Annotated in this window: 19 protein-coding genes; 14 read left to right on the forward strand and 5 right to left on the reverse strand. The window is 44.6% G+C overall.

Translation table 11 applies throughout. The features are described 5' to 3' along the window. The first annotated feature begins 27 nt into the window (after nucleotides 1-27). The gene (locus NSQ91_RS07690; RefSeq protein WP_038569469.1) at nucleotides 28-798 is read left to right on the forward strand and encodes a class I SAM-dependent DNA methyltransferase; all 771 of its coding nucleotides are present in this window, start codon (nucleotides 28-30) and stop codon (nucleotides 796-798) included. A gap of 36 nt (nucleotides 799-834) precedes the next feature. After that, a complete protein-coding gene (locus NSQ91_RS07695; RefSeq protein ID WP_175623606.1) occupies nucleotides 835-996 on the forward strand; it encodes a hypothetical protein in 162 nt (53 codons plus the stop codon). A gap of 768 nt (nucleotides 997-1,764) precedes the next feature. Here NSQ91_RS07695 and NSQ91_RS07700 read toward each other — a convergent pair. Both NSQ91_RS07700 and NSQ91_RS07705 read right to left on the reverse strand, forming a co-directional pair. After that, the gene (locus tag NSQ91_RS07700) at nucleotides 1,765-1,923 is read right to left on the reverse strand and encodes a hypothetical protein (RefSeq protein ID WP_036675694.1); all 159 of its coding nucleotides are present in this window, start codon (nucleotides 1,921-1,923) and stop codon (nucleotides 1,765-1,767) included. 131 nt (nucleotides 1,924-2,054) lie between these two features. Further along, nucleotides 2,055-3,011: an ArsR/SmtB family transcription factor gene (locus NSQ91_RS07705; RefSeq protein WP_036675692.1), complete on the reverse strand. Its 957-nt coding sequence runs from the start codon at nucleotides 3,009-3,011 to the stop codon at nucleotides 2,055-2,057. 424 nt (nucleotides 3,012-3,435) lie between these two features. Between NSQ91_RS07705 and NSQ91_RS07710 the strand changes: the two genes are divergently transcribed. The 6 genes from NSQ91_RS07710 (at nucleotide 3,436) to NSQ91_RS07735 (ending at nucleotide 10,461) form a co-directional block, all read left to right on the forward strand. After that, complete coding sequence (locus NSQ91_RS07710) at nucleotides 3,436-4,758, forward strand: arabinan endo-1,5-alpha-L-arabinosidase (RefSeq protein WP_370510820.1); 1,323 nt, start codon at nucleotides 3,436-3,438, stop codon at nucleotides 4,756-4,758. Continuing rightward, nucleotides 4,755-6,230: an alpha-N-arabinofuranosidase gene (locus NSQ91_RS07715; RefSeq protein WP_076125169.1), complete on the forward strand. Its 1,476-nt coding sequence runs from the start codon at nucleotides 4,755-4,757 to the stop codon at nucleotides 6,228-6,230. Before NSQ91_RS07710 ends, NSQ91_RS07715 begins: the two co-directional genes overlap by 4 nt. Nucleotides 6,231-6,234: 4 nt before the next feature. Then, on the forward strand, nucleotides 6,235-6,507 hold the full coding sequence (locus tag NSQ91_RS07720; protein WP_076125168.1) for a DUF6171 family protein: 273 nt from the start codon (nucleotides 6,235-6,237) through the stop codon (nucleotides 6,505-6,507). Nucleotides 6,508-6,538: 31 nt separating this feature from the next. After that, on the forward strand, nucleotides 6,539-7,816 hold the full coding sequence (locus tag NSQ91_RS07725; protein WP_143763971.1) for a glycoside hydrolase family 27 protein: 1,278 nt from the start codon (nucleotides 6,539-6,541) through the stop codon (nucleotides 7,814-7,816). 12 nt (nucleotides 7,817-7,828) lie between these two features. Beyond that, nucleotides 7,829-8,794, forward strand: a complete 966-nt coding sequence (locus tag NSQ91_RS07730) for a glycoside hydrolase family 43 protein (RefSeq protein WP_076125166.1) — start codon at nucleotides 7,829-7,831, stop codon at nucleotides 8,792-8,794. Between the two features lie 108 nt (nucleotides 8,795-8,902). Further along, nucleotides 8,903-10,461 (forward strand): IS3 family transposase gene (locus NSQ91_RS07735; protein WP_340917237.1). Its coding sequence is split into 2 segments (ribosomal slippage): nucleotides 8,903-9,536 and nucleotides 9,536-10,461, totalling 1,560 coding nucleotides; the frame shifts between segments, so codons are not numbered across the junction. 88 nt (nucleotides 10,462-10,549) lie between these two features. Here NSQ91_RS07735 and NSQ91_RS07740 read toward each other — a convergent pair. Then, nucleotides 10,550-11,077, reverse strand: coding sequence for a hypothetical protein (locus NSQ91_RS07740; protein ID WP_076142484.1), 528 nt, complete (start codon nucleotides 11,075-11,077; stop codon nucleotides 10,550-10,552). A 235-nt stretch (nucleotides 11,078-11,312) separates the two neighbouring features. Between NSQ91_RS07740 and NSQ91_RS07745 the strand changes: the two genes are divergently transcribed. Then, on the forward strand, nucleotides 11,313-13,988 hold the full coding sequence (locus tag NSQ91_RS07745) for a YhgE/Pip domain-containing protein (protein ID WP_076303802.1): 2,676 nt from the start codon (nucleotides 11,313-11,315) through the stop codon (nucleotides 13,986-13,988). An 82-nt stretch (nucleotides 13,989-14,070) separates the two neighbouring features. Here the strand turns inward: NSQ91_RS07745 and NSQ91_RS07750 are convergent, their stop codons facing one another. Beyond that, nucleotides 14,071-15,045, reverse strand: coding sequence for an aldo/keto reductase family protein (locus NSQ91_RS07750; RefSeq protein WP_076280513.1), 975 nt, complete (start codon nucleotides 15,043-15,045; stop codon nucleotides 14,071-14,073). A gap of 66 nt (nucleotides 15,046-15,111) precedes the next feature. Here NSQ91_RS07750 and NSQ91_RS07755 point away from each other — a divergent pair, with 66 nt between their 5' ends. Further along, nucleotides 15,112-15,819, forward strand: coding sequence for an SGNH/GDSL hydrolase family protein (locus tag NSQ91_RS07755; RefSeq protein WP_076220130.1), 708 nt, complete (start codon nucleotides 15,112-15,114; stop codon nucleotides 15,817-15,819). Nucleotides 15,820-15,860: 41 nt separating this feature from the next. Here NSQ91_RS07755 and NSQ91_RS07760 read toward each other — a convergent pair whose 3' ends face one another. Beyond that, entirely contained in the window at nucleotides 15,861-16,631 is a 771-nt protein-coding gene (locus NSQ91_RS07760) for a DeoR/GlpR family DNA-binding transcription regulator (protein WP_076185292.1), read from the reverse strand. A gap of 241 nt (nucleotides 16,632-16,872) precedes the next feature. Here NSQ91_RS07760 and NSQ91_RS07765 point away from each other — a divergent pair, with 241 nt between their 5' ends. The 4 genes from NSQ91_RS07765 to fucU are packed head-to-tail and all read left to right on the forward strand — an operon-like array spanning nucleotide 16,873 to nucleotide 21,225. Beyond that, a complete protein-coding gene (locus tag NSQ91_RS07765) occupies nucleotides 16,873-18,639 on the forward strand; it encodes an L-fucose isomerase (RefSeq protein WP_076301925.1) in 1,767 nt (588 codons plus the stop codon). Nucleotides 18,640-18,668: 29 nt separating this feature from the next. Further along, a complete protein-coding gene (locus tag NSQ91_RS07770) occupies nucleotides 18,669-20,114 on the forward strand; it encodes a rhamnulokinase (RefSeq protein ID WP_076303803.1) in 1,446 nt (481 codons plus the stop codon). 20 nt (nucleotides 20,115-20,134) lie between these two features. Then, on the forward strand, nucleotides 20,135-20,785 hold the full coding sequence (locus tag NSQ91_RS07775; protein ID WP_038569477.1) for a class II aldolase/adducin family protein: 651 nt from the start codon (nucleotides 20,135-20,137) through the stop codon (nucleotides 20,783-20,785). 11 nt (nucleotides 20,786-20,796) lie between these two features. Beyond that, entirely contained in the window at nucleotides 20,797-21,225 is a 429-nt protein-coding gene (gene fucU, locus NSQ91_RS07780) for an L-fucose mutarotase (RefSeq protein WP_076185289.1), read from the forward strand. Nucleotides 21,226-21,289 lie beyond the last annotated feature (64 nt).

Genomic DNA, 21,289 nt, shown 5'->3' on the forward strand with positions numbered 1-21,289 from the left:
AATGTTGTTATAGAAAGCGGTGTAATTGTGTCTTCCTATGGGAAATTTGCTTATGTATACGATGAGCTTATGGCAGATATGCCGTATCCAGATTGGATATCCTTTGCTGAAGCCGCATGGAGTAAATACGGCAAACCGTTAACTGTAGCCGAGCTTGGCTGCGGAACAGGAAGTATTACAATTCCTTTGGCGGGTTCAGGATATCATATGACTGGAATCGATTTATCTTCTGACATGCTCTCAGTGGCACAGCGCAAAATGGAGGAGCATCCCCAGGGACGGCGCTTTTTGCGCGAAGGCAGTGTTCGTTGGATTAGACAAAACATGAAGGAATGGGAGCTTCCGGAGCTGGTGGATTCTGTGATTTCCTTTTGTGATTGTCTGAATTATGTGTTGGAAGAGGATGACATCAGCGCTGTTTTTGCCAGTACCTATGCAGGGTTAAAGCAAGGCGGAACCTTCCTGTTCGATGTGCATCATCCAAACACACTAATTCGTTATGAAGAAGAACAGCCCTTTATTCTGGACGAGCCATCTGTTTCTTATATTTGGACTTGTGAGATGGATGTTCCACGCCGCGAAATTGAACATCATCTGTCCATTTTTGCCCGTGAAGACGGACATAGCGATCGCTATCGCCGATTCGAAGAGACCCATATTCAGCGCGCCTACGATCCTAACTGGATGAAGGAAGAGCTGCTTAAGGCTGGGTTTAGTGATGTGAAGATCTACGCCGATTTCGAGTGGGTAGAGGCAGAAGATGATGCTGAACGATTATTTTATGTAGCTATAAAATAATTATTCAAAATGTTAAGAGGGGCTGTCCCATAAGCTATGAAAATAGCTGCTGGGACAGCCCCTTTTTTTGACTTTAGCTTATTGCTGGGGGAAGCGAGTGGAATGCTGCTGTTGGAAGCACCTAGGTTGACGCTGCCGGAAACAAGTAGGTTGCCGCTATTGAATGCTCATGCATTGCCGCTTTGCGGAAGCGTGTAGGTTCCCGCAATCGAATTCTCATGCATTACCGCTTTGCGGAAGCGTGTAGGTTCCCGCTATCGAATGCTCATATATTGCCCATTGCGGAAGCGTGTGGGTTGCCGCTATCGAATGCTCATGCATTATCTTTTACGGAAGCGTAGGTTCTCGCTCTCGAATGCTCATGCATTACCGCTGTCGTAAACATGTAGGTTTTCACTACCCAACACTCATGCATGCACAACTACCATCAGATATACGTATTAGTAGTAGCGATCGGACCCAGCAGACCTTATACGCAGCATTTTCCAATATTTTGGGTGCTATCGGACTCCATTGCAGCTATTGGCTTGAAAAACGTCCAATATTGGTCATTTTCCAATGGATAGCGTCACTGGAGTCCGAAAACATGCTCCAAGAGCTAAAAATATGCAAATAACGTCATCTGGGTCCGTAAGCCACGTAAGCCGCGTAAGCCAGTAAGCCGCGTAAGCCGCTAAGCCGCGTAAGTCACGTAAGCCGCGTAAGCCACGTAAGTCACGTAAGCCGCGTAAGTCACGTAAGCCGCGTAAGTCACGTAAGCCTCGTAAGACACGTAAGCCACGTGAGATGATGGAGACAAGGTTGGAGCAACCAGCCAGCGCCCCAAACATAAACAGCGCTTCTCTCATATCAGGAGAAGCGCTGTTTTTTTATGACGTCATCCGTTGGAGCAGCTTGTAATTGCGCCAACATAAGAAATACAAAATAAACCGGGCAGTGTTCATACCACCCGGCATCTTCCAATCCTTACCGATGCTCAAACAGATCAATGGCACCCAATACGACATGAGCCAGACCAAATCCAAGTACGCCTGTTGCTGCCATCTTATACTTGCTTCCAAGAAAAGCGGCGCTAGAAGCGGTTACGACGGTTCCAAGAACAGCGGGAATTAGACCTTCACGCATTCGAAACACTCCTTCTCGGTGGTTTGGGAGACAAAGTTATTATGGTTCAATATCGAAAAAATATACGAAGCACAAAAAGACCCTAAATCAGCGTTAGCTGAATCTAGGGTCTTTTTATTTAAGCAGGGTTGTTACTCTGCTATTATAACAGCGTTACGAGGGAGGCCCTCTCCAACTTCATGTACATCATACAACACACGTGCCAGTAGGTCCTGGCTATAATTGCCGAAATGTTTTCCGTAAATCGTGAGTCCACGTTTGTTTGTAGGTTTGTCGGTTACTGCGATACGGAAAGTGAGTTCACTCTTGTAATCCAATTGGATATCATCAAGGGTCACGTCAGAAATCCGACAGCCATCAATAAAGCTGCCTTCATTATTGATACGGATCAGCTTCAGCATACCGTATTGGTTTAGGTGCGGAGGCCACCAATCGGGGTTAAATGTTCCCCGGGTATCTCCGAAATCGCCAGGGCTAGTCCAGAATCCGATTTCAATTCCATTTAAATAGAAATAAAGGTCGGACGGATAGTTATCGTTAGACCCAGGAGCTTCAGAGCCGATCTCCATCGAGAACTGAATTTCGCGGAACGTTTGGTTGGCTTTAAGGTAGTTCGGAATTCTATATTCGAGGAACCCTTCAGCCATCCAAATAATTTCGGATTCAATTCGCTGCGGATCTGCAAAATAACGCGGCTCGTCGAAATCCCCGATGATGCTGTCTTTGGTAGCCAGTCCACAAGTTGGAACAGCCTGATAGTTGCTGTAATGACCTACTTGAATTTCTACTTCGTAAAGATTATCAACATCCTTGCTGCGAAGGTCAACAATAAGCTTGTCCTTATTTAAATAGCAGACCTTTTGAATACCGTGCTTACCCACTGATGTGTTTATCTCAATGAGACCGCTTTCTTCTAACTTTTTAATATGCATGGTGATGGCGCCGTTGCTGAGGTTCAGTTTCTTGGCAATTTCATTCAGGTTCAAGGCTTGATTGGTGGCAAGGAGCTCTAAAATGAGAATTCTGATTTCTGAGCTTAGTGCCTTAAAAATTTCTAATCCACTCATTAAATCTTTAATATAGATCATTTTATCAATACCTTCTTCCGATTACGTCATAAATTATACTATTTTATAAAATTATAAACTAATAAGGCATATAAATAAAGTATACTTCCTTATTTTGTAGAATGTACGAATATAAGAGGGATTTTTGGCATGATTTTTATTTGATTTAGTAAAATTTAAACATATAAAGAATTAATCTAAAGAAAAAGGCTGTTATTTCGCCCTAATTCATTTATTTCGAGTTTAATTTCATATAAATATAAAAAGGTTTATAGAAATATATTTACAAGGCTTTTTATATATGTTATTTTATATTGTAAGCGAATACATATTTTTTCATTTTAAATTTAATATTTATTGCTGTTCAATCTGTTGCTATTTCTGAGGTGATAATTTAATGGTAAAAAAAACATCAGATCTTGTCTTTCCAAGTTCCCCGGGGAACATGCCAATGTATGATCTATCAGTGATTGATATCGAGTCTTTATGGACGATTCACAACACACATGATCCAGGCATTATTAAAACAGATGAGGGTTACTATGTTTTTTCTACCGACATAAGAGTCGGAGGAGAATTACGTCCAGGCGTAATGGTTCGGAAATCACAGGATCTTATCCATTGGGAATGGGTTCATTATGCGCTGCCGGGAATTCCCCAAGTTGCGAAGGAATGGGCAGGGGCTACTAATTTATGGGCACCCGATGTGGTGAAATACGGTGAACAGTATCGAATGTATTACTCGGCCTCATCTTTCGGAAGTAGACAATCACTAATCGGACTTCAAACTTCAGCTTCTATTGAGGGACCTTGGACCGATGAAGGTGTAGTGATTCAGACGCGTGCTGAAGATTCACTGAATGCGATTGATGCCAATGTGCTTACGGATGCAGATGGGCGAATGTGGATGGTGTATGGTTCTTTTTTTGGTGGAATTCATATCATTGAGCTGAATGCGGAAACGGGCAAACCGAAGCAAGAAGGTTTTGGTACGCTGATCGCTAAACGGGATAACACCATTAAAGATGGAGCAGTTGAAGGACCGTACGTAGTGTATAACGAGCAATTCAAAAAATACTATTTGTTCGTCTCCTATGACTCTCTGTTTGAGGATTATAACGTTCGTGTCGCTCGTGCAGATACTATTACCGGCCCATATGTGGATTATAACGGACGAGATATGACTGATAGTGCGCATCAACCCCGATATGAGGTCGGCAATAAAATACTGGGTGGCTATCGCTTTGGACAAGATCCAGGTTGGATTGCTCCCGGCCATAACTCAGTTCTTCATGAGGATGGCAGCTATTATATAGTTCATCATGCACGTGGTGAAATCGATAAACATTGGTCCTATTTACAGATTCGTCGAATTCTGTGGACAGAGGATGGTTGGCCTGTTGTATCTCCAGAACGGTATGCGGGTGAAGTGGAACAGGATATTCCAGAACAGCTAATCGCAGGACAGTGGGAATGGATTGTAATGGACCCCTCAGCGGATGGCCAGATTCAGTCTGCCGTCATAAGTCTATCCTCTGACTTTAAGCTGGAAGGTGCGAATGGAAAGGGAAGCTGGTCTTTTGATGGATGCAGAGTCCTGACCTTGGTCTGGAATGATGTTGTCGAGGGTAGAGGCCGGATAGAGAAGGTGCAATTGCTTCCGTCATGGGATTGGGAGAAAGAAACTCAGACCCTTGTATTTACTGGATTAAATGAAAATGGAATTTCCATCTGGGGTAAGCAAAAGAATGGAGAAGAGAATAGATGACTACGATCAAGCTACATGCAGGTAAAGGAATTAATAAAATCAGCAAATATCTATATGGTCATTTTGCCGAGCATTTGGGCAGATGTATCTATGACGGGATCTATGTGGGGGAAGATTCACCGATTCCGAACACCAAGGGCTTCCGCAATGACATCCTAGCAGCACTCAAAAAAGTTAATATTCCTGTCCTTCGTTGGCCGGGGGGCTGTTTTGCCGATGAGTATCATTGGAAGGATGGCGTCGGTCCAAAAGAAACCCGTAAGCGGATGGTGAATACGCACTGGGGCGGTGTCGTCGAGAATAATCATTTTGGGACGCATGAGTTTTTTGAATTATGTGAGTTGCTGGATTGTGAACCGTATATCTGCGGGAATGTTGGCAGTGGCACTGTTCAGGAGATGTCGGAGTGGGTTGAATATATGACCTTTGAAGGCGAATCACCGATGGCGGACTGGCGTCGTGAAAATGGGCGTGAAGAGCCGTGGAAGTTGAAGTATTTTGGTGTAGGTAATGAGAACTGGGGCTGCGGCGGCAATATGCGTCCAGAATATTATGCAGATTTGTACAGACGTTACCAGACATATGTGCGCAATTATGGTGAAAATCAGATCTATAGAATCGCTGGTGGCGCCAACGTTGATGATTATAATTGGACGGAAGTGTTAATGCGCGAAGCTGGACGGTTTATGGATGGTCTCAGTCTTCATTCATATACGATTCCTGGAAGCTGGGAAGAGAAACGTTACGCTTTAGGTTTTGATGAAGCCGAATGGTTTGAGACTATGCAAAAAACCTTGCATATGGATGAATTGATTACTAAACATTCAGCGGTTATGGATAAATATGACCCGGATAAGCGGGTTGGAATGATTATAGATGAGTGGGGAACTTGGTTCTTAAGTGAACCTGGTACGAATCCAGGGTTCCTGTATCAGCAGAATACACTCAGAGATGCATTGGTAGCAGGGGTAACGCTGAATATTTTCCAAAAGCATAGCAGTCGTGTGCAAATGGCGAATTTGGCTCAAGTGGTCAATGTACTGCAAGCCCTTATCCTGACGGAGGGCGACAAGATGATTCTAACGCCTACCTATCATGTATTTGAAATGTACAAAGAGCATCAGGATAATGAACTGCTTGAAGTTACTATTGAGAGCCCTGATTATACGTTTGGGGAGCTTACAATTCCACAGATTAGCGTTTCTGCATCTCGTGATACGAATGGCAAAGTATATGTTTCACTCTGTAACCTGAGCCATAAGGACAGCGCATCGCTAAGTATTGGTATTGAAGAGGTTAGCTTTAGCAAAGTGACAGGTCAGATTTTAACGCATTCCGTGCTGGGAGCGCACAATACGTTTGAGGCACCGGATACAGTTACTCCAGTAGCTTTTGAGGGTGCGTCTTTATTAGGTGAAAAGCTGAGCTGCGAGCTTCCACCTGCTTCCGTGGTAGTCTTGACTCTGGAATAACATCATGTCAGAGAACCAAGAAAAAAACCGTCGCTGCAAAAGCTGTGATGAGAACATGAGAATAAGCCCAGAAAAACTGGAGCGTTTAATAGAAATAGCCACTAGAGAAAGACCTTTAGCGCCGGAGGAGCAATATTTGCAGCGTATTGAACATTGCCGAGATTGCTCTGGCCTGCAATTTGGTAGCACTTGCCGTTATTGCGGCTGTCTCGTAGAGGTAAGAACAAGATTGCAGGACTCTACTTGCCCCTATCCCTTGGCACCTCGCTGGGAGTGAATACTAAGTTTTTGAAAAGGACGTGAAAATCATCACACAAAATTTGTTAGCTGCTACGCCCCCGATGGGCTGGAATAGTTGGGATTGTTACGGAGCCAGTGTAAATGAAGAAGAAGTAAGAGGCAACGCAGAATATATGGCTACCCATTTGAAGGACTTTGGTTGGGAATATGTAGTTGTGGATATTCAGTGGTATGAGCCTGGAGCAAATTCTTCGCAGTACCGCAACTTTGTACCGCTGGTTATGGATGAGTACTCCAGACTTCAACCTGCTGAGAACCGGTTTCCTTCCGCAGCGGGAGGCAAAGGGTTTGCGCCACTCGCTGAATATGTACATGGATTGGGTTTGAAATTCGGCATACACATTATGCGCGGAATCCCGCGTCAGGCTGCTCATGCGGCCAGTGCCATTCTAGGATCTGAGCAAACCGCACGCGATGTGGCTCATCCAAATTCTATTTGTCCATGGAATACGGACATGTATGGAGTAGATGCTTCAAAAGAAGGCAGTCAGGCGTATTATGACTCGCTGTTCCAGTTGTATGCCAGTTGGGGTGTGGATTATGTGAAAGTGGATGATATTGCCGCTTCTCGCATTTATGGATATCACAAAGAAGAAGTTGCTATGATCCGTAAGGCTATTGACCGCAGCGGTCGCGAGATGGTACTCAGTCTTTCGCCTGGACCTGCTCCAGTGGAAGAGGCTGAACACTTAGCCGGACACGCTAACCTTTGGAGAATGACCGATGATTACTGGGATCATTGGCATTTGCTGCGCGGGATGTTTGAGCGCTGTGAGAAATGGGCTCCTTATGTGCAGCCGGGCCATTGGCCGGATTGTGACATGCTGCCGTTAGGTCATCTGGGCATTCGTTCTGTAGATGGCGGGGGAGACCGGTTCACGCGGTTTACTCATGACGAGCAGGTCACCATGATGACACTATGGAGTATTTTCCGCTCCCCGTTAATGTTTGGAGGAGAACTTCGGGACAATGATGATTGGACATTATCTTTATTGACCAATAAGGAAGTGCTTCATCTGCATCGTTATGGTAAAGGCGGCAGTCAGGTAGCGCTAAATGAGGCGCATGCGATCTGGACATCTGAGGATGAACAAGGTAACCACTATGTAGCTTTGTTTAATCTTAGCGATGAAGCTTTAACGCTTCAGGTGTCGTTCGAGCAGCTTAAGGTTTCAATTCCTAGTACTATACGTGATCTATGGCAAAGCCGCGATTTGGAAGTGGTTAACGAAGGTATTTCTCAAACTCTTCCACAGCATGGTTCTGTATTGTTAAAGTTTAAATAGAGGAGAGAGATTATGAATACGAGTGTAGAATATAAAAATCCATTGGTGGAGCAACGTGCTGATCCATGGGTATATAAACATACAGATGGTTATTACTACTTTATTGCTTCTGTCCCAGAATACGACCGGATCGAAGTACGGAGAGCAACAACAATCGAGGGATTGGCTGCTGCAGAACCGGTTGTAGCTTGGCGTAAATATGAGACGGGTCCGCTTAGTGCAAACATTTGGGCACCAGAGCTCCATTATATTGACGGGAAATGGTACATTTATTTCGCGGCGGCGCGTACTACGGAGACGAAGGATGGATTATTCGATCACCGTATGTTTGCTCTTGAGAATGAATCTGCCAATCCTTTAGAAGGAACATGGGTAGAAAAAGGCCAGGTAAAAACCGCTTGGGAATCCTTTGCATTGGATGCAACCACCTTTCAACACAAAGGAAAATTGTATTATGTATGGGCACAGAAGGATCTGAATATTGAGGGGAATTCTAACCTGTATATTTCGGAAATGAGTAATCCATGGACGCTAACCGGTCCTCAGACCATGATTGCTACTCCTGAATATGACTGGGAGATTATTGGGTACAAGGTAAACGAAGGAGCTGCAGTGCTTAAACGTAACGGCCGTATCTTTATCAGCTTCTCGGCTAGCGCTACGGACTTCAATTACTGCATGGGACTTTTGGTTGCAGATGAGGACAGCGACCTGCTGGATGCCACTTCATGGACCAAACTGCCGGAACCGGTATTCCAGACCAATGAAGAGAATGGACAATATGGACCGGGTCATAACAGCTTTACTGTAAATGAAAATGGGGAAGATGTACTCATCTACCACTGCCGCAATTATAAAGAAATTACCGGCGATCCGCTGTACGATCCGAACCGTCATACTCGTGCTCAAGTCTTCCATTGGAATGAAGATGGTACGCCGAATTTTGGGGTTCCCGTTAAGGATGCAGCTAAACAATAATTCGTTAAGGAAATAAAAAAAGAGGGTTACTTATAAGCCATTGATATGCTCCCCATATAGTAGACAGGTGAAATAATAAAAACCTGTCGCTGTATGGGGAGCATTTTTATGGAACAAAAGAAGTTTACAGCACTGGAAAAGTTAACGATTCTCCAAGAAATTGAACGGGGCGACATTGGTTTGAAAACTGCGGCCCGGAAGTATGGAATATCCAAAAACTCATTAGTGAAGTGGCGGCAACGTTATCAATTGTATGGATACGAAGGGCTGGAAGTCCGAAGCTACAATCGTACATATTCTGCAGAACTTAAACTCCATGCCGTTAAGGACTATCTCGAGGGAGGATTGTCGCAAAACCAAATCATCTGCAAGTATAAGATTGCAAGTTCAACCCAACTTGCCAACTGGATTAGGAAGTATAATGGTCATAGCAACAGCTTAACAGCTCATTCAGGAGGAACTAAAGCTATGACCAAAGGACGCGTAACCACTTGGCAGGAACGGATAAATATCGTGCTGTACTGCCTTTCGAACAGAGAAGACTATGCGAAGACGGCAAGCCATTTTCACGTGTCTTACCAACAAGTATATAGCTGGGTAAAGAAGTACGAAGCTGGTGGTGAAGAGGCGTTACGAGACGGTAGAGGACGCACTAAAGCGCCTGAAGAACTTACGGAAGCAGATCGCCACAAACTCGCGATGCAAAAGCTGGAATACGAGAATGCACGCCTGCGTGCGGAGAATGCTTTTCTAAAAAAGTTAGAGGAACTCGAAAGGAGGAGGCGTTAAGAACCATTCGCCAGGTGAACATCTACCTGGCCATTCAGGCCGTACAGCAGGAACAGTCTTGCTCCATTCGGCTTTTGTGTGACATCGCAGGGATTTCACGGTCAAGTTATTACAAATGGTTGAATCGCAAACCCAGTTCTCGAGAGGCTGACAACGAGAAACTGACAGAGGCTATGCTCCTCTTGTATGAGAAGGTGGAACGAACCTTTGGGTATCGCCAATTGACCCTGCATTTGCGCAGACAAATGGATAAATCTATTAACGCAAAGCGAGTGTACCGGCTGATGAGATGCCAAGGCATCCAATCAGTCATCCGCAGAAAGAGAAAGAAGTATGTAGGCTCCACGCCTCAGCAGGTTGCAGAGAATGTGCTGAACCGTAATTTTGAGGCTGAAGCTCCAAACCAAAAATGGGTAACGGATGTAACGGAATTCAAATACGGAAACGGCAAGAAGGCGTATTTAAGTGCAATAAAAGATCTGTATGACAAGTCGATTGTTGCTTACGTTCTGGGTCATTCCAATAATAATTCGCTAGTTTTTAACACACTGGAATTAGCTTTGAAGGCAGCACCGGAGAGCCGAACCTTACTCCATAGCGACCGTGGTTTTCAGTATACCTCTCTGCATTTTAAAAAGATGCTGGACGATGCAGAACTGAAGCAAAGCATGTCCCGAGTAGGCTGCTGCATTGACAATTCGCCGATGGAATCCTTCTGGGGAACATTGAAATGTGAGAAGTACTACTTACATACCTACCAGACCTTTGAAGAACTCCAAACAGATATTGATACCTACATTCATTTTTACAATAACGAACGGTTACAGGCAAAACTAAACGGCCTCAGTCCCATTGAATTTAGGACTAAGGCCGCTTAAACTACTTTTATTTTTTGTGCTGTCTACTTGACGGGGTGCAGTTCACATTTACATGGCTGCTGAGTAACCCTCTTTCTTATGTTGCACCTTAAGGTATATATTGTTGAACGATAGAAGTAATTACGCCGTCCTGAACGGTGATGTGATACGGGAACTGGCTCAAGTCGATGACATCCGTTTTATTAAATTGATCCATAAATTGCTGTAAGGTGATGGACTCATTCCAGTTGATATCCAAGTCATCCATATTGCCAGTGTGATCAAAAATTTGCATCGTCACTGTGGCGTTATCCGCAATCGGATAAGTTGTCAGAGTATCAACATCATTTACAATATAATAACTGTCTGGAGCTCCGCCTATTTCTGCTGCAGCTTCTGGATCTCTTTCAGCAAAGATTCGATCGGCATCAGCACCCTGATACCAGTTTATTTCATCGGTCGTACCGGAGAGCTTGCCATGGTCGGATTCAATAGTATGAAAGTAAACTGTTTGATGCTGGGTCTTGTCACTATCTTGCGCATCTACCCGTGTTCCAATGGTACTTGCAGAAGTAATGAGGGAAAGAAACAACAGAACAACAACCGGTAACACATACGCTGACTTTTTCTTAAACATTATTAATCTCCCCCTTGAGATATGTAAGACGTTGTATAGAACTTATTACCCGCTCTGTTTTTTCTTAAACGGGTTTATATTACTCTTTACGTGAGAAGAGCAGTTTTTGTTGCATTTTTTTAAAAGTTTTTTTAAAAAGCAATGAGAAGTCATGAGTTCCCTAAAATGAATAGTAAAAGCTTGTCTCCTCGGGCATATTAAAATATCAAAACATGCAGATTAGGGGGAGCAGCGAATGGGCGGAATACTACGGATTTATAGGAACGATTGGCGTAATTTATTCAGAGTTCCTGTGGCCGTATTGCTGGTTGCCGCTTTGGTGGTATTGCCCTCCGTGTATGATTGGGTGAACGTTGCGTCAGTATGGGATCCTTATAGCAATACTTCTGGCATTAAAATTGCTGTTACCAGCTTAGATGAAGGTACTAAGGTGCAGGAGAAGGATTTTAATATCGGCAATGAGGTCATGGAAAGTCTTCGGAGCAATAAAAACTTGGGCTGGACCTTTGTAGATGCAGAGAGTGCACATAATGGTGTCAAACGCGGAGATTACTATGCCAGTATTGTTATCCCTGCTAATTTCTCCAAACGAATGACTGGAATTCTTGAAGGAACGATTGTGAAACCAGAGATCGAATATACCGTCAATGAGAAAATAAATGCGATTGCTCCTAAAATCACAGATAAAGGCGCCACTTCAATCACCACACAGATCAGTGAGAATTTCACGGAAACGATTAGTGAGACGGTATTTACTGTTTTAAGTCAAATTGATAAGGAATTTCAATCTGAATTGCCCATTATACGCAAGGTAGAAAAAGGATTGTTTAAATTAGAGGCGAGCCTGCCAGAAATTGAAACCGCAGGTAAACGTGTATTAAAAATTCAGGAAAATTGGCCGCAGATTCATGCCTCAGCAGAGCGTATTTCCACATTGGAGAATAAGCTGCCAGAGGTGGAAAAAGCGGGTGAGGCTTTAGAGAAAATTGCTGAGCATTGGCCGCAAATCGCGAGTACCTTAGATCATTTAGGGGGGCTACAGGACAAGCTGCCCAAGATTGAAGAAGCGGCACAGCTAATCATTCAACTTGATAACCATTATGGTGAAGTTGAACAGATCATGGCTCAGGCCTCGCAAGGTCTTACGGAAGCGCATAAAATCGTTAATGCTGCCTTAACAGCACTGCCTGAGGCAGAAAAGATTGCTACAGCCGGAAATGATTTTGTTCTGGAGCTTCAACAATTTTTGGAGAAGAGCAGTGCTGCATTTGAAGCTGTTCCAGCAGCTGTCAAACAGAATCTTAATCTCCTACAGCAAACGGAGAGCTCAGTGGTCAAGCTTGCTGAACAGTTAAAGGGAGAGGATAACGAGCCACAAGCTGTACGTGAGCAGTTGGAGTTACTCTCAGCACAGTTGGCTGCAGGAAGCAGCGTGATTGAACACACACTTTCTATGTTAAATGCATTGAACACATTTTCACCTGAAACAGTGTCTATTGCTGAGCTTGCGGCATTGAAAGGTGTAGACAGTGTTTTGAACAGTCAGAAGTCCTTGGTAAATGCTATGACGGCTGACCTTCAGAATAAGGATAACGCTGATTCCAGTGCAATTAACCAATTGTTCCTAAAGTCTGGTCTTGGGAAGCTGGCGATTGCGAAGCTTATCTCAGGATATGATTCGTCGACTATCCCTGCCATAAAAAATAAACTGGAGCAAATAACTTCGGCGGCAGATGTCACAGCCACCGCATTGCAGCAGGTGCCAGATCGTTTACCCGCGCTGGGTACCCTGCTGGAAGAGACAATGTCGGCGATTGAGTTCGGGCAGACAAGCTTAGCTAGTCTGCAGCAGGATTTGCCAGCTATACGCGAAGCGGTCCACACAGCAGCCAGTGGGGTTGCCGATCAGACCCAGGGCTTTGGTGCTTTCATCCGAGATACACTTCCGCTATTGGAGAGCAGCTTACCTACTGCTGGGGAAAAGATACAGCAAGCTGCGAATTTCGTGCGTCAGGATCTGCCTACTGTAGAAGAGCGGGTTCATCAGGTCTCGGAGCTGATTCGTACAGGACTCCCCCGTGCAGACAAAGGAGTGGCGCTTGCCGCAGATTTGGTGAGAAATGATCTTCCAGTACTGGAAGACTCGATTCGAAAAGCCGCCTCCACGATCCGCCAAATTAAAGAAGAGATTGATCTGGGGGAAATTGCGCAACTGCTCGGAGGAGATATTAAGAGCAAAAGTGATTTTTTGGCCAATCCGGTAGTGTTAAAAGAGAATAAGTTATATCCCATTCCGAATTACGGCTCAGCAATGACTCCTTTTTATGTCGTACTTTCCTTATGGGTCGGAGGCACACTGCTTGTCTCTCTTCTCCGCACAGGTGTGGATACGGGGGGGCTAACGTACAAAAGATATCAATTGTATTTTGGCCGCCTGCTGACCTTCCTTACGGTGGGGATTCTTCAGGGGCTGGTGGCTGTCCTTGGCAACATTTTTATTTTGCACTGTTATGTGGTGAATAAGGTGTGGTTTGTACTTTTTGGAGTGTTAATCAGCATCGTGTTCGTAACCATTGTATTTACGCTTGTCGCTGTATTTGGCAACCTGGGAAAAGGAATAGCAATCGTGTTCATGGTGCTTCAATTCTCTAGCTCCGGCGGTACATTTCCGATTAGTACGACTGGGCGTTTTTTTCAAATATTAAATCCGTATATGCCGTTTACCTATGCAATTAGTCTGATGCGGGAGGCGGTTGGGGGAATTCTGCCGGAAGTGGCGATTCGTGATGTGATTTATTTGATTATCTTCGGTGTGCTGGCACTCTTGCTGGCATTACTCCTCAAGAAACCACTGGAGCCTTTTATCCATAAGGCTTCTGAACAAGCCGAAGAGTCTAAATTGATTTCTTAAAGAAAAAGAGGATGTGCCTAAGCCATGGTGATGGCTTTTGGCACATCCTCTTTTGTGTACTATATGGCAAGTGTGCAATAGGTTATCTTGCAGGAGCAAAATCAGCTACCGGCTTAAGAATCTCCTCGATTTGCTGTAAAGTATCTGCGGAGAGTACCGTATCTACAGCTTTGGCATTTTCTGCAACTTGCTCTGGTTTACTGGCACCAATTAATGCTGAACTTACACCAGGCTGGCGTAGAATCCATGCCAATGCCAATTGCGAAAGCTTCAGGTCTAAACTGTGAGCGAGTTCATCCAGCTGTCCAACCACAGACAACACATCATCACGGAGGTAGCTGGAGATCACACCATTAACTGAATTATCCGCTGCACGGGTTCCTGCTGGAGGTTGTTGCCCCGGTTTATATTTGCCAGTCAGAATTCCTTGCGCTAGTGGAGAGAAGACCACTTGGCCCAGCCCCTCACGCTGGGATACTTCAAGGACCTCGTCTTCAATATAACGTTCGAACATATTATAGATAGGTTGATTCGAGATCAGTGGACGCAGATTCAGTCTGCGGCTGATACCAGCAGCATTGGAGATTTGGGCTGCGCTCCATTCGCTAACAGCGGAGTAGAGAATCTTACCTTGAGCCGTCAGATCATCCAGCGCGCGTAGAGTCTCCTCTACAGGGGTCTCTGTATCAAAGCGATGACAAAAATATACATCAATATAATCGGTGCCTAAGCGGCGGAGGCTGGCTTCACATTGCTCCATAATATGCTTGCGGGACAAACCACGGTTATTAACATCGTCTCCCATGGGGAAAAAGACCTTTGTACTTAGCACATAAGATGATCTTTCATAGGAGCGTAGAGCAGCACCCATCGCTTTTTCGCCTTCACCACGGTTATATGCATTAGCCGTATCAAAGAAATTGATACCGCATTCAAAAGCTTTGCTGATACAAGCATCGGCTGCCTTTTGCTCTGCTGCTGTTCCATATGTAAGCCAACTGCCTAGTCCGATCTCACTGATTTTGAGCCCTGAATTGCCTAGTCTTCTATATTTCATTTTTCTCTTTCCTCCTTGTATTCTATATGATAACTTTACTTGTATTATAGGAGACATTCAAGTTGAATGATTAATATACTAGTAATCAAGGAGATGAAAGATTCAATGACTAATCCAGCTACTAAAAAATCAAAAGTGATCTTATTTCAGGGTGACTCCATTACGGATGGGAATCGGGGTCGTGATGAAGACCCGAATCATATTCTTGGACATAGCTATGCGTATATCATCGGTGGCAAGCTAGGGAATGAGCGGGCAGAAGAGAATCTGGTATTCTATAACCGCGGAGTGAGTGGAGATCGAATCTCCGATTTATATGCACGCTGGAATGAAGATGCAATTAGCTTGCAGCCTGACATCATTAGTATATTGATTGGGGTTAACGATATTTGGAGAATGATGAAAGGGGAACCAAGTGGAGTTACGGACCGTTTTGAACGCGCTTACCGTCACGTACTTGAAGAAACACGTGAAGTTCTGCCACATACGAAGCTGGTTTTATGTGAGCCTTTTATTTTAAATACCGGAGCTCCAGCTGAACAGTGGGCAGAATGGGAAGCGAAGATAACACATTATCAGGGAGTGGTTAAGCAGCTGTCTGAGCAATTTGATACGGTCTATGTACCTTTACAGGATGCTTTCAATGCAGCTGTGGAGAGAGCAGAAGCAGCCTACTGGCTGTGGGATGGCGTTCATCCGACGACTGCCGGGCATGATCTGATTGCTGGGGAATGGCTGAAGGTCGTCTTGGAAAGTGGTCTTTTAAACAACTAAGTTATAAAGTTATTATCTCTCTTTATCTATGCACCTGCTGATCACTCAGCGGGCGCATAGATAAGAGATACATGGTAATTATTTAAGAAATCGATCCATTCCTCAGAAGGCTTCTGATCTGTAACGATATAATCCACTCTATCAAAGCTGAACAACTTAATGAACGCAGTCCGGTCAAATTTGGAGTGATCTACGAGCAGAACCACTTTATTTGCCTGCTGCTGCATAAGCACCTTCAGTTCACTTTCTTCTTCATTTGAATCACTTAGCCCGCCTGTCATGGACAATGCTTTACAGCTGAATATAGCTACATCCACATTATATTTTCGAATCGTCTGTGAAGCGGTATTTCCAACAAAGGAGCTGGTCTCGGGACCTAAAATTCCACCTGTGGAAATCAGCTTTTGACCGGAGTGTTGAAATTCGGATAATACCACCAGAGAGTTCGTAATAATTGTCAGATTGTTTTTCTCCTCAATAATTCTACGCAAGGCTTCAAACACCGTTGAGCTCGTATCTGTCACCAAGCTGTCTCCATCATTGATTAATTGCAGTACATTATCGGCTATGATTCGCTTTGCTTCAATATTGACCTGATGTCTGCTGATGTAGGAAGGATCTTCATTGGTATGGGCGTTGAGAATGGCTCCACCATAATTTTTTTTGGCAAGACCTTCTTTGTCCAGTTTATCTAGATCCCGCCGAATGGTCTCTTCCGAGACGTTGAATTTTTGCGCTAGCTCTGCGACATGGACCTTCTTCTGTCTGTAAAGCTCTTTAATAATTAGATCCCGTCGTTCAAATGCTTTCATTCGTTCACTCACCTTTATATATAAATCGTCTGCTTTCTAGTGTACTACATTGTTGTTTAAATCTAAAAATAATTACATATTCACATAAAACCACAATATATAATAATTATATCACATAAAACCACACTTTTGTTTAGGTAATATGTTGTTTTGTGTTGACTAAAGCGCTTGCAGATTTTATGATGAAGGAGAAATAGATCTATTAACGATGACTCTAAGATGATCTTGAGGAGGAACGGCATTGATAGAAAACTATCCGAAAATTGGTATCCGCCCAACCATTGATGGCAGAAGAAGAGGCGTTCGTGAATCACTGGAAGAGCAAACGATGGGCATGGCTCAGCGGGTGGCTAAGTTTATTGAAGCGAATTTAAGGTATCCGAATGGGAGTCCTGTAGAGTGCATCATCGCCGATTCTACGATCGGTGGAGTTAAAGAAGCTGCTGCTGCGGCTCAGAAATTCTCCGGGGCTAACGTAGGGGTGTCGATCACCGTGACGCCTTGCTGGTGTTATGGCTCAGAGACAATGGATATGGATCCATCCATTCCGCATGCCGTGTGGGGATTTAACGGAACGGAACGGCCGGGTGCTGTGTATCTAGCTGCTGTTCTCTCGGCGTATGCTCAAAAGGGAATTCCTGCGTTTGGTATCTATGGTGAAGATGTTCAAGAGTCTAGCAGTGAAGAGATTCCAGCGGATGTGCAGTCTAAATTGCTGCAGTTTGCTAGAGCAGGCTTAGCAGTTGCTCAAATGAAGGGGAAATCATATTTATCTATGGGTTCTGTTTCGATGGGGATTGCGGGTTCCATTGTGAATGAACAGTTTTTCCAAGAGTATCTGGGCATGCGCAATGAATATATAGATATGTCTGAATATGTCCGGCGCTTTGAAGAAGAGATTTATGATAAAGAGGAATTTAAGCGTGCGCTAGCGTGGACTAAAGAAAACTGCCAAGTTGGCGCCGATAATAATCCGCCGCATCTGCAAATCAGTGCAGAAGAGAAAGAGAAGCAGTGGGAGACCTGTGTGAAAATGACATTGATCGCCCGCGACCTGATGATCGGCAATCCGGTTCTCGCTGAGCTTGGTTTTGAAGAGGAAGCTAACGGCCACAATGCAATTGTTGGCGGTTTCCAAGGCCAGAGACAATGGACGGACCATTTCCCTAACGGCGATTTCATGGAGACGATGTTGAATTCTTCTTTTGACTGGAACGGCAAACGTGCACCTTATCTCGTAGCGACAGAGAATGACAGCTTGAATGGGGTAACGATGCTGTTCAATTATTTGCTTACGAATACAGCACAAATCTTTGCGGATGTCCGAACCTTCTGGAGTCCCGATGCTGTGAAGCGAGTGACGGGTCATCAATTGGAAGGAGAAGCAGCTCACGGAATACTGCATCTGATCAACTCTGGTTCGGCAGCGCTTGATGGTACAGGTGAGCAAAGGATAGAGGGTAAGCCTGCAATCAAACCTTTTTGGGAGATTACAGACGAAGAGGCTGAGGCTTGTCTAAGCAATACACAATTCCGGCCAGCTTCTCAAGAATATTTCCGGGGAGGCGGCTTCTCTACCGATTATTTAACCCAAGGCGGAATGCCGGTTACTATGGCTCGTTTGAACCTGGTGAAGGGGCTTGGACCTGTTCTTCAGCTTGTTGAAGGTTACACCGTAGAGCTGCCTGAAGAGGTTCATCATACTTTGGATCAAAGAACAGATCCGACATGGCCGACGACCTGGTTCGCTCCTAAGCTAACTAACAGTGGTTCATTCCAATCGGTATATGATGTCATGAATAATTGGGGCGCGAATCATGGGGCGATCAGTTATGGCCATATCGGGGCGGATCTGATTACGCTGGCGTCGATTTTACGCATTCCAGTAAGTATGCATAACGTTGAGGAATCACGTATTTTCAGACCACGGGTGTGGTCGTTATTTGGGACGGAGAATCTGGAAGGAGCAGATTACAGAGCCTGTCAGAATTTCGGACCGCTATATTAAAATCTTCTTGTGGAGCAGGTGTGCTTGAAATGGGTGATACGATTAAGCTTCTGGCTATGGATCTTGGCGCCAGTTCCGGAAGAGTGATGTTGGGATTGTATGACGGTAACACCCTTCGCATAGAAGAAATTCATCGGTTTGCTAATACGCCGGTGTATGTTGGCGGGCATTTGTATTGGGATGTTTTGAAGCTCTTCCACGAAATGAAAAAAGGAATCCAGAGAGCTTATAGGGCGCATGGAAAATTGAGGTCTCTAAGCGTGGATACGTGGGGAGTCGATTACGGTTTTATTGATAAAAGAGGGATGTTGCTCTATTCCCCCCATCATTATAGGGATAGGAGAATGGGAAGCCATCGTCTAGGGTTGGAGGCGCTGCTTCCACCAAGGGAGCAATTTAGCATTACAGGTATTCAACCGAGCTTGATTAATACGGTTTATCAGCTGTTTGCTGATTTTCAGGATAACGATTCTCTGCTAGAGGTTGCAGATACTATTTTAATGATGCCAGACCTGTTCCACTATTTATTCTCTGGTATCGCGGCAGCAGAAAGCACGATTTGGAGTACAAGTGGCTTAATGGACGCTGTATCTGGTGAAGTCTCCACTGAAGTATTCAGCAGGCTTAATATCCCGGTTGGTATAGTGCCACAACGGGTTCAAGCGGGAACGGTTATTGGTTCTATCCTTCCGGTAATTCAAGAGGAGCTTAGCGTAGGTTCAACGGAGGTAATTGCGGGTGCTTCTCATGATACGGCTTCAGCAGTAGCTTCTATTCCTTATTCTCTAAAGGAAGATGCAGCATTTATTAGCTGTGGTACATGGTCGTTAGTGGGCATGGAGACGCCTAAAGCTGTCATTACAGAGAAAAGCTATGAATACGGATTCACAAATGAGCAGTGTTACGGCCAATCTAATCGTTTGCTCAAAAATATAACGGGACTATGGATTTTGCAGGAGCTGCAAAGGAATTGGGCCGAAGCGGGAAAATACGTCAGCCAAGGCCAAATGGTTGAGCTAGCCGAAACCATAAATCATGCTCCAGCAATTATTGATCCGAATGACGAGCTGTTCAGTACACCCGGTGTGATGACCCAACGGATTAGAGAATATTGCGAACGAACAGGCCAGCAAGCCCCTTATACGAAAGCTGAGATTATACGCGTCATACTTGAGAGCTTAGCAGAGTCCTATCGCCATACGATTGACGAAATGGAAGAGATCACCGGCAAAAAAATCAATATCATTCATATGGTCGGTGGTGGGATTCAGAATGAACTGCTCTGTCAGCTTACTGCTAATATTACGGGGAGAAAAGTTGTAGCGGGGCCTGTGGAAGCCAGTGCAATTGGCAATATAATTATTCAACTGGCTGCCCTAGGGGAACTGGAAATCTCCGGGGGCAAGCAGGTAGTGGAAAGATCTTTTGCCTTTAAGACATATCAGCCTTCTTTGGTGAAGGTTTGTGAAAAATAGGATACGAGGAGAGAAACCCTATGGATACCTTGGAACAAAAATTACGTTTGCAGATTTGTGATATCGGGAGAAACCTGTTTAATAAAGATTTTATCGCGGCTAATGATGGGAATATTTCTGCTCGCTTATCAGAGAATGTAATTCTGACTACCCCCAGAGCGGTGAGTAAGGGATATTTAGAGCCTCATATGCTTGTAAAAGTGAATCTGCAAGGTGAAGTCCTTGAAGCAGCTGAAGGCTACAGACCCTCAACGGAAGCAAAAATGCATCTAAGAATTTATAATGAGCTGCCAGAGATGAAGGGTGTGGTCCATGCACATCCCCCGTATGCTACTGCATTTGCCATAAAAGGTGAGGCGCTCGACAAGATGATGATGCCAGAGTCGGTGATTATGATCGGAGATATTCCGTTGGCGGAATATGGAACACCATCGACGGAAGAAATTCCAGATTCACTGATGCCTTTCCTGGGCAAAAAAACTGCGGTTCTGCTCGAGAATCACGGAGCCCTTACTTGGGGAGAAGATGTTATGGAAGCATATCTGAATATGGAGCGGCTTGAGTATACCGCCAAGCTCACCTTCATTACCCGGATGATTGGCGGGGAGAGAGAATTGCCACAGCATCGGATTGATGAGCTGGTAGCGTTGCGATCATTTTATGGGAAGTAAAGAGGTGCCTTATGTTAAAAGGAATTCCTAAGCTGCTGTCTCCGGAGCTGGTACGCATTCTGATGGAGATGGGTCATGGGGATGAGCTTGTATTGGCTGATGCGAATTATCCCGGACATTCGTTGAATCCGAGGGTACTGAGATATGATGGCATCGGTATTCCCGAACTGCTGGATGCCATCTTAGAGTTGTTACCTCTGGATCATTACGCAGAGCAACAGGTGGCTTTTATGGCAGTGGTTGCAGGAGATCCAACTGTGCCGGTCATTTGGACCACATACGAGACTATCATCGCCAAACATGATGCTGAAGCCACGATTAAACAGGAGGAACGTTTTGATTTCTATAACCGTTCTAAGCAAAGTTATGCAGTGATAGTTACAGGTGAGGAAGCGTTGTATGGGAACGTTATTCTTAAAAAAGGCGTTATAAAAAGTTGAAATAACGGAAACGAAGCCGCTAACCGCTTGGGTGACCAAGGAGTTAGCGGCTTTTTATGCTGCA

It is taken from the genome of Paenibacillus sp. FSL R7-0048, from assembly GCF_038004505.1.
In the GTDB taxonomy this organism is placed as follows: Bacteria; Bacillota; Bacilli; order Paenibacillales; family Paenibacillaceae; genus Paenibacillus_AQ; species Paenibacillus_AQ odorifer.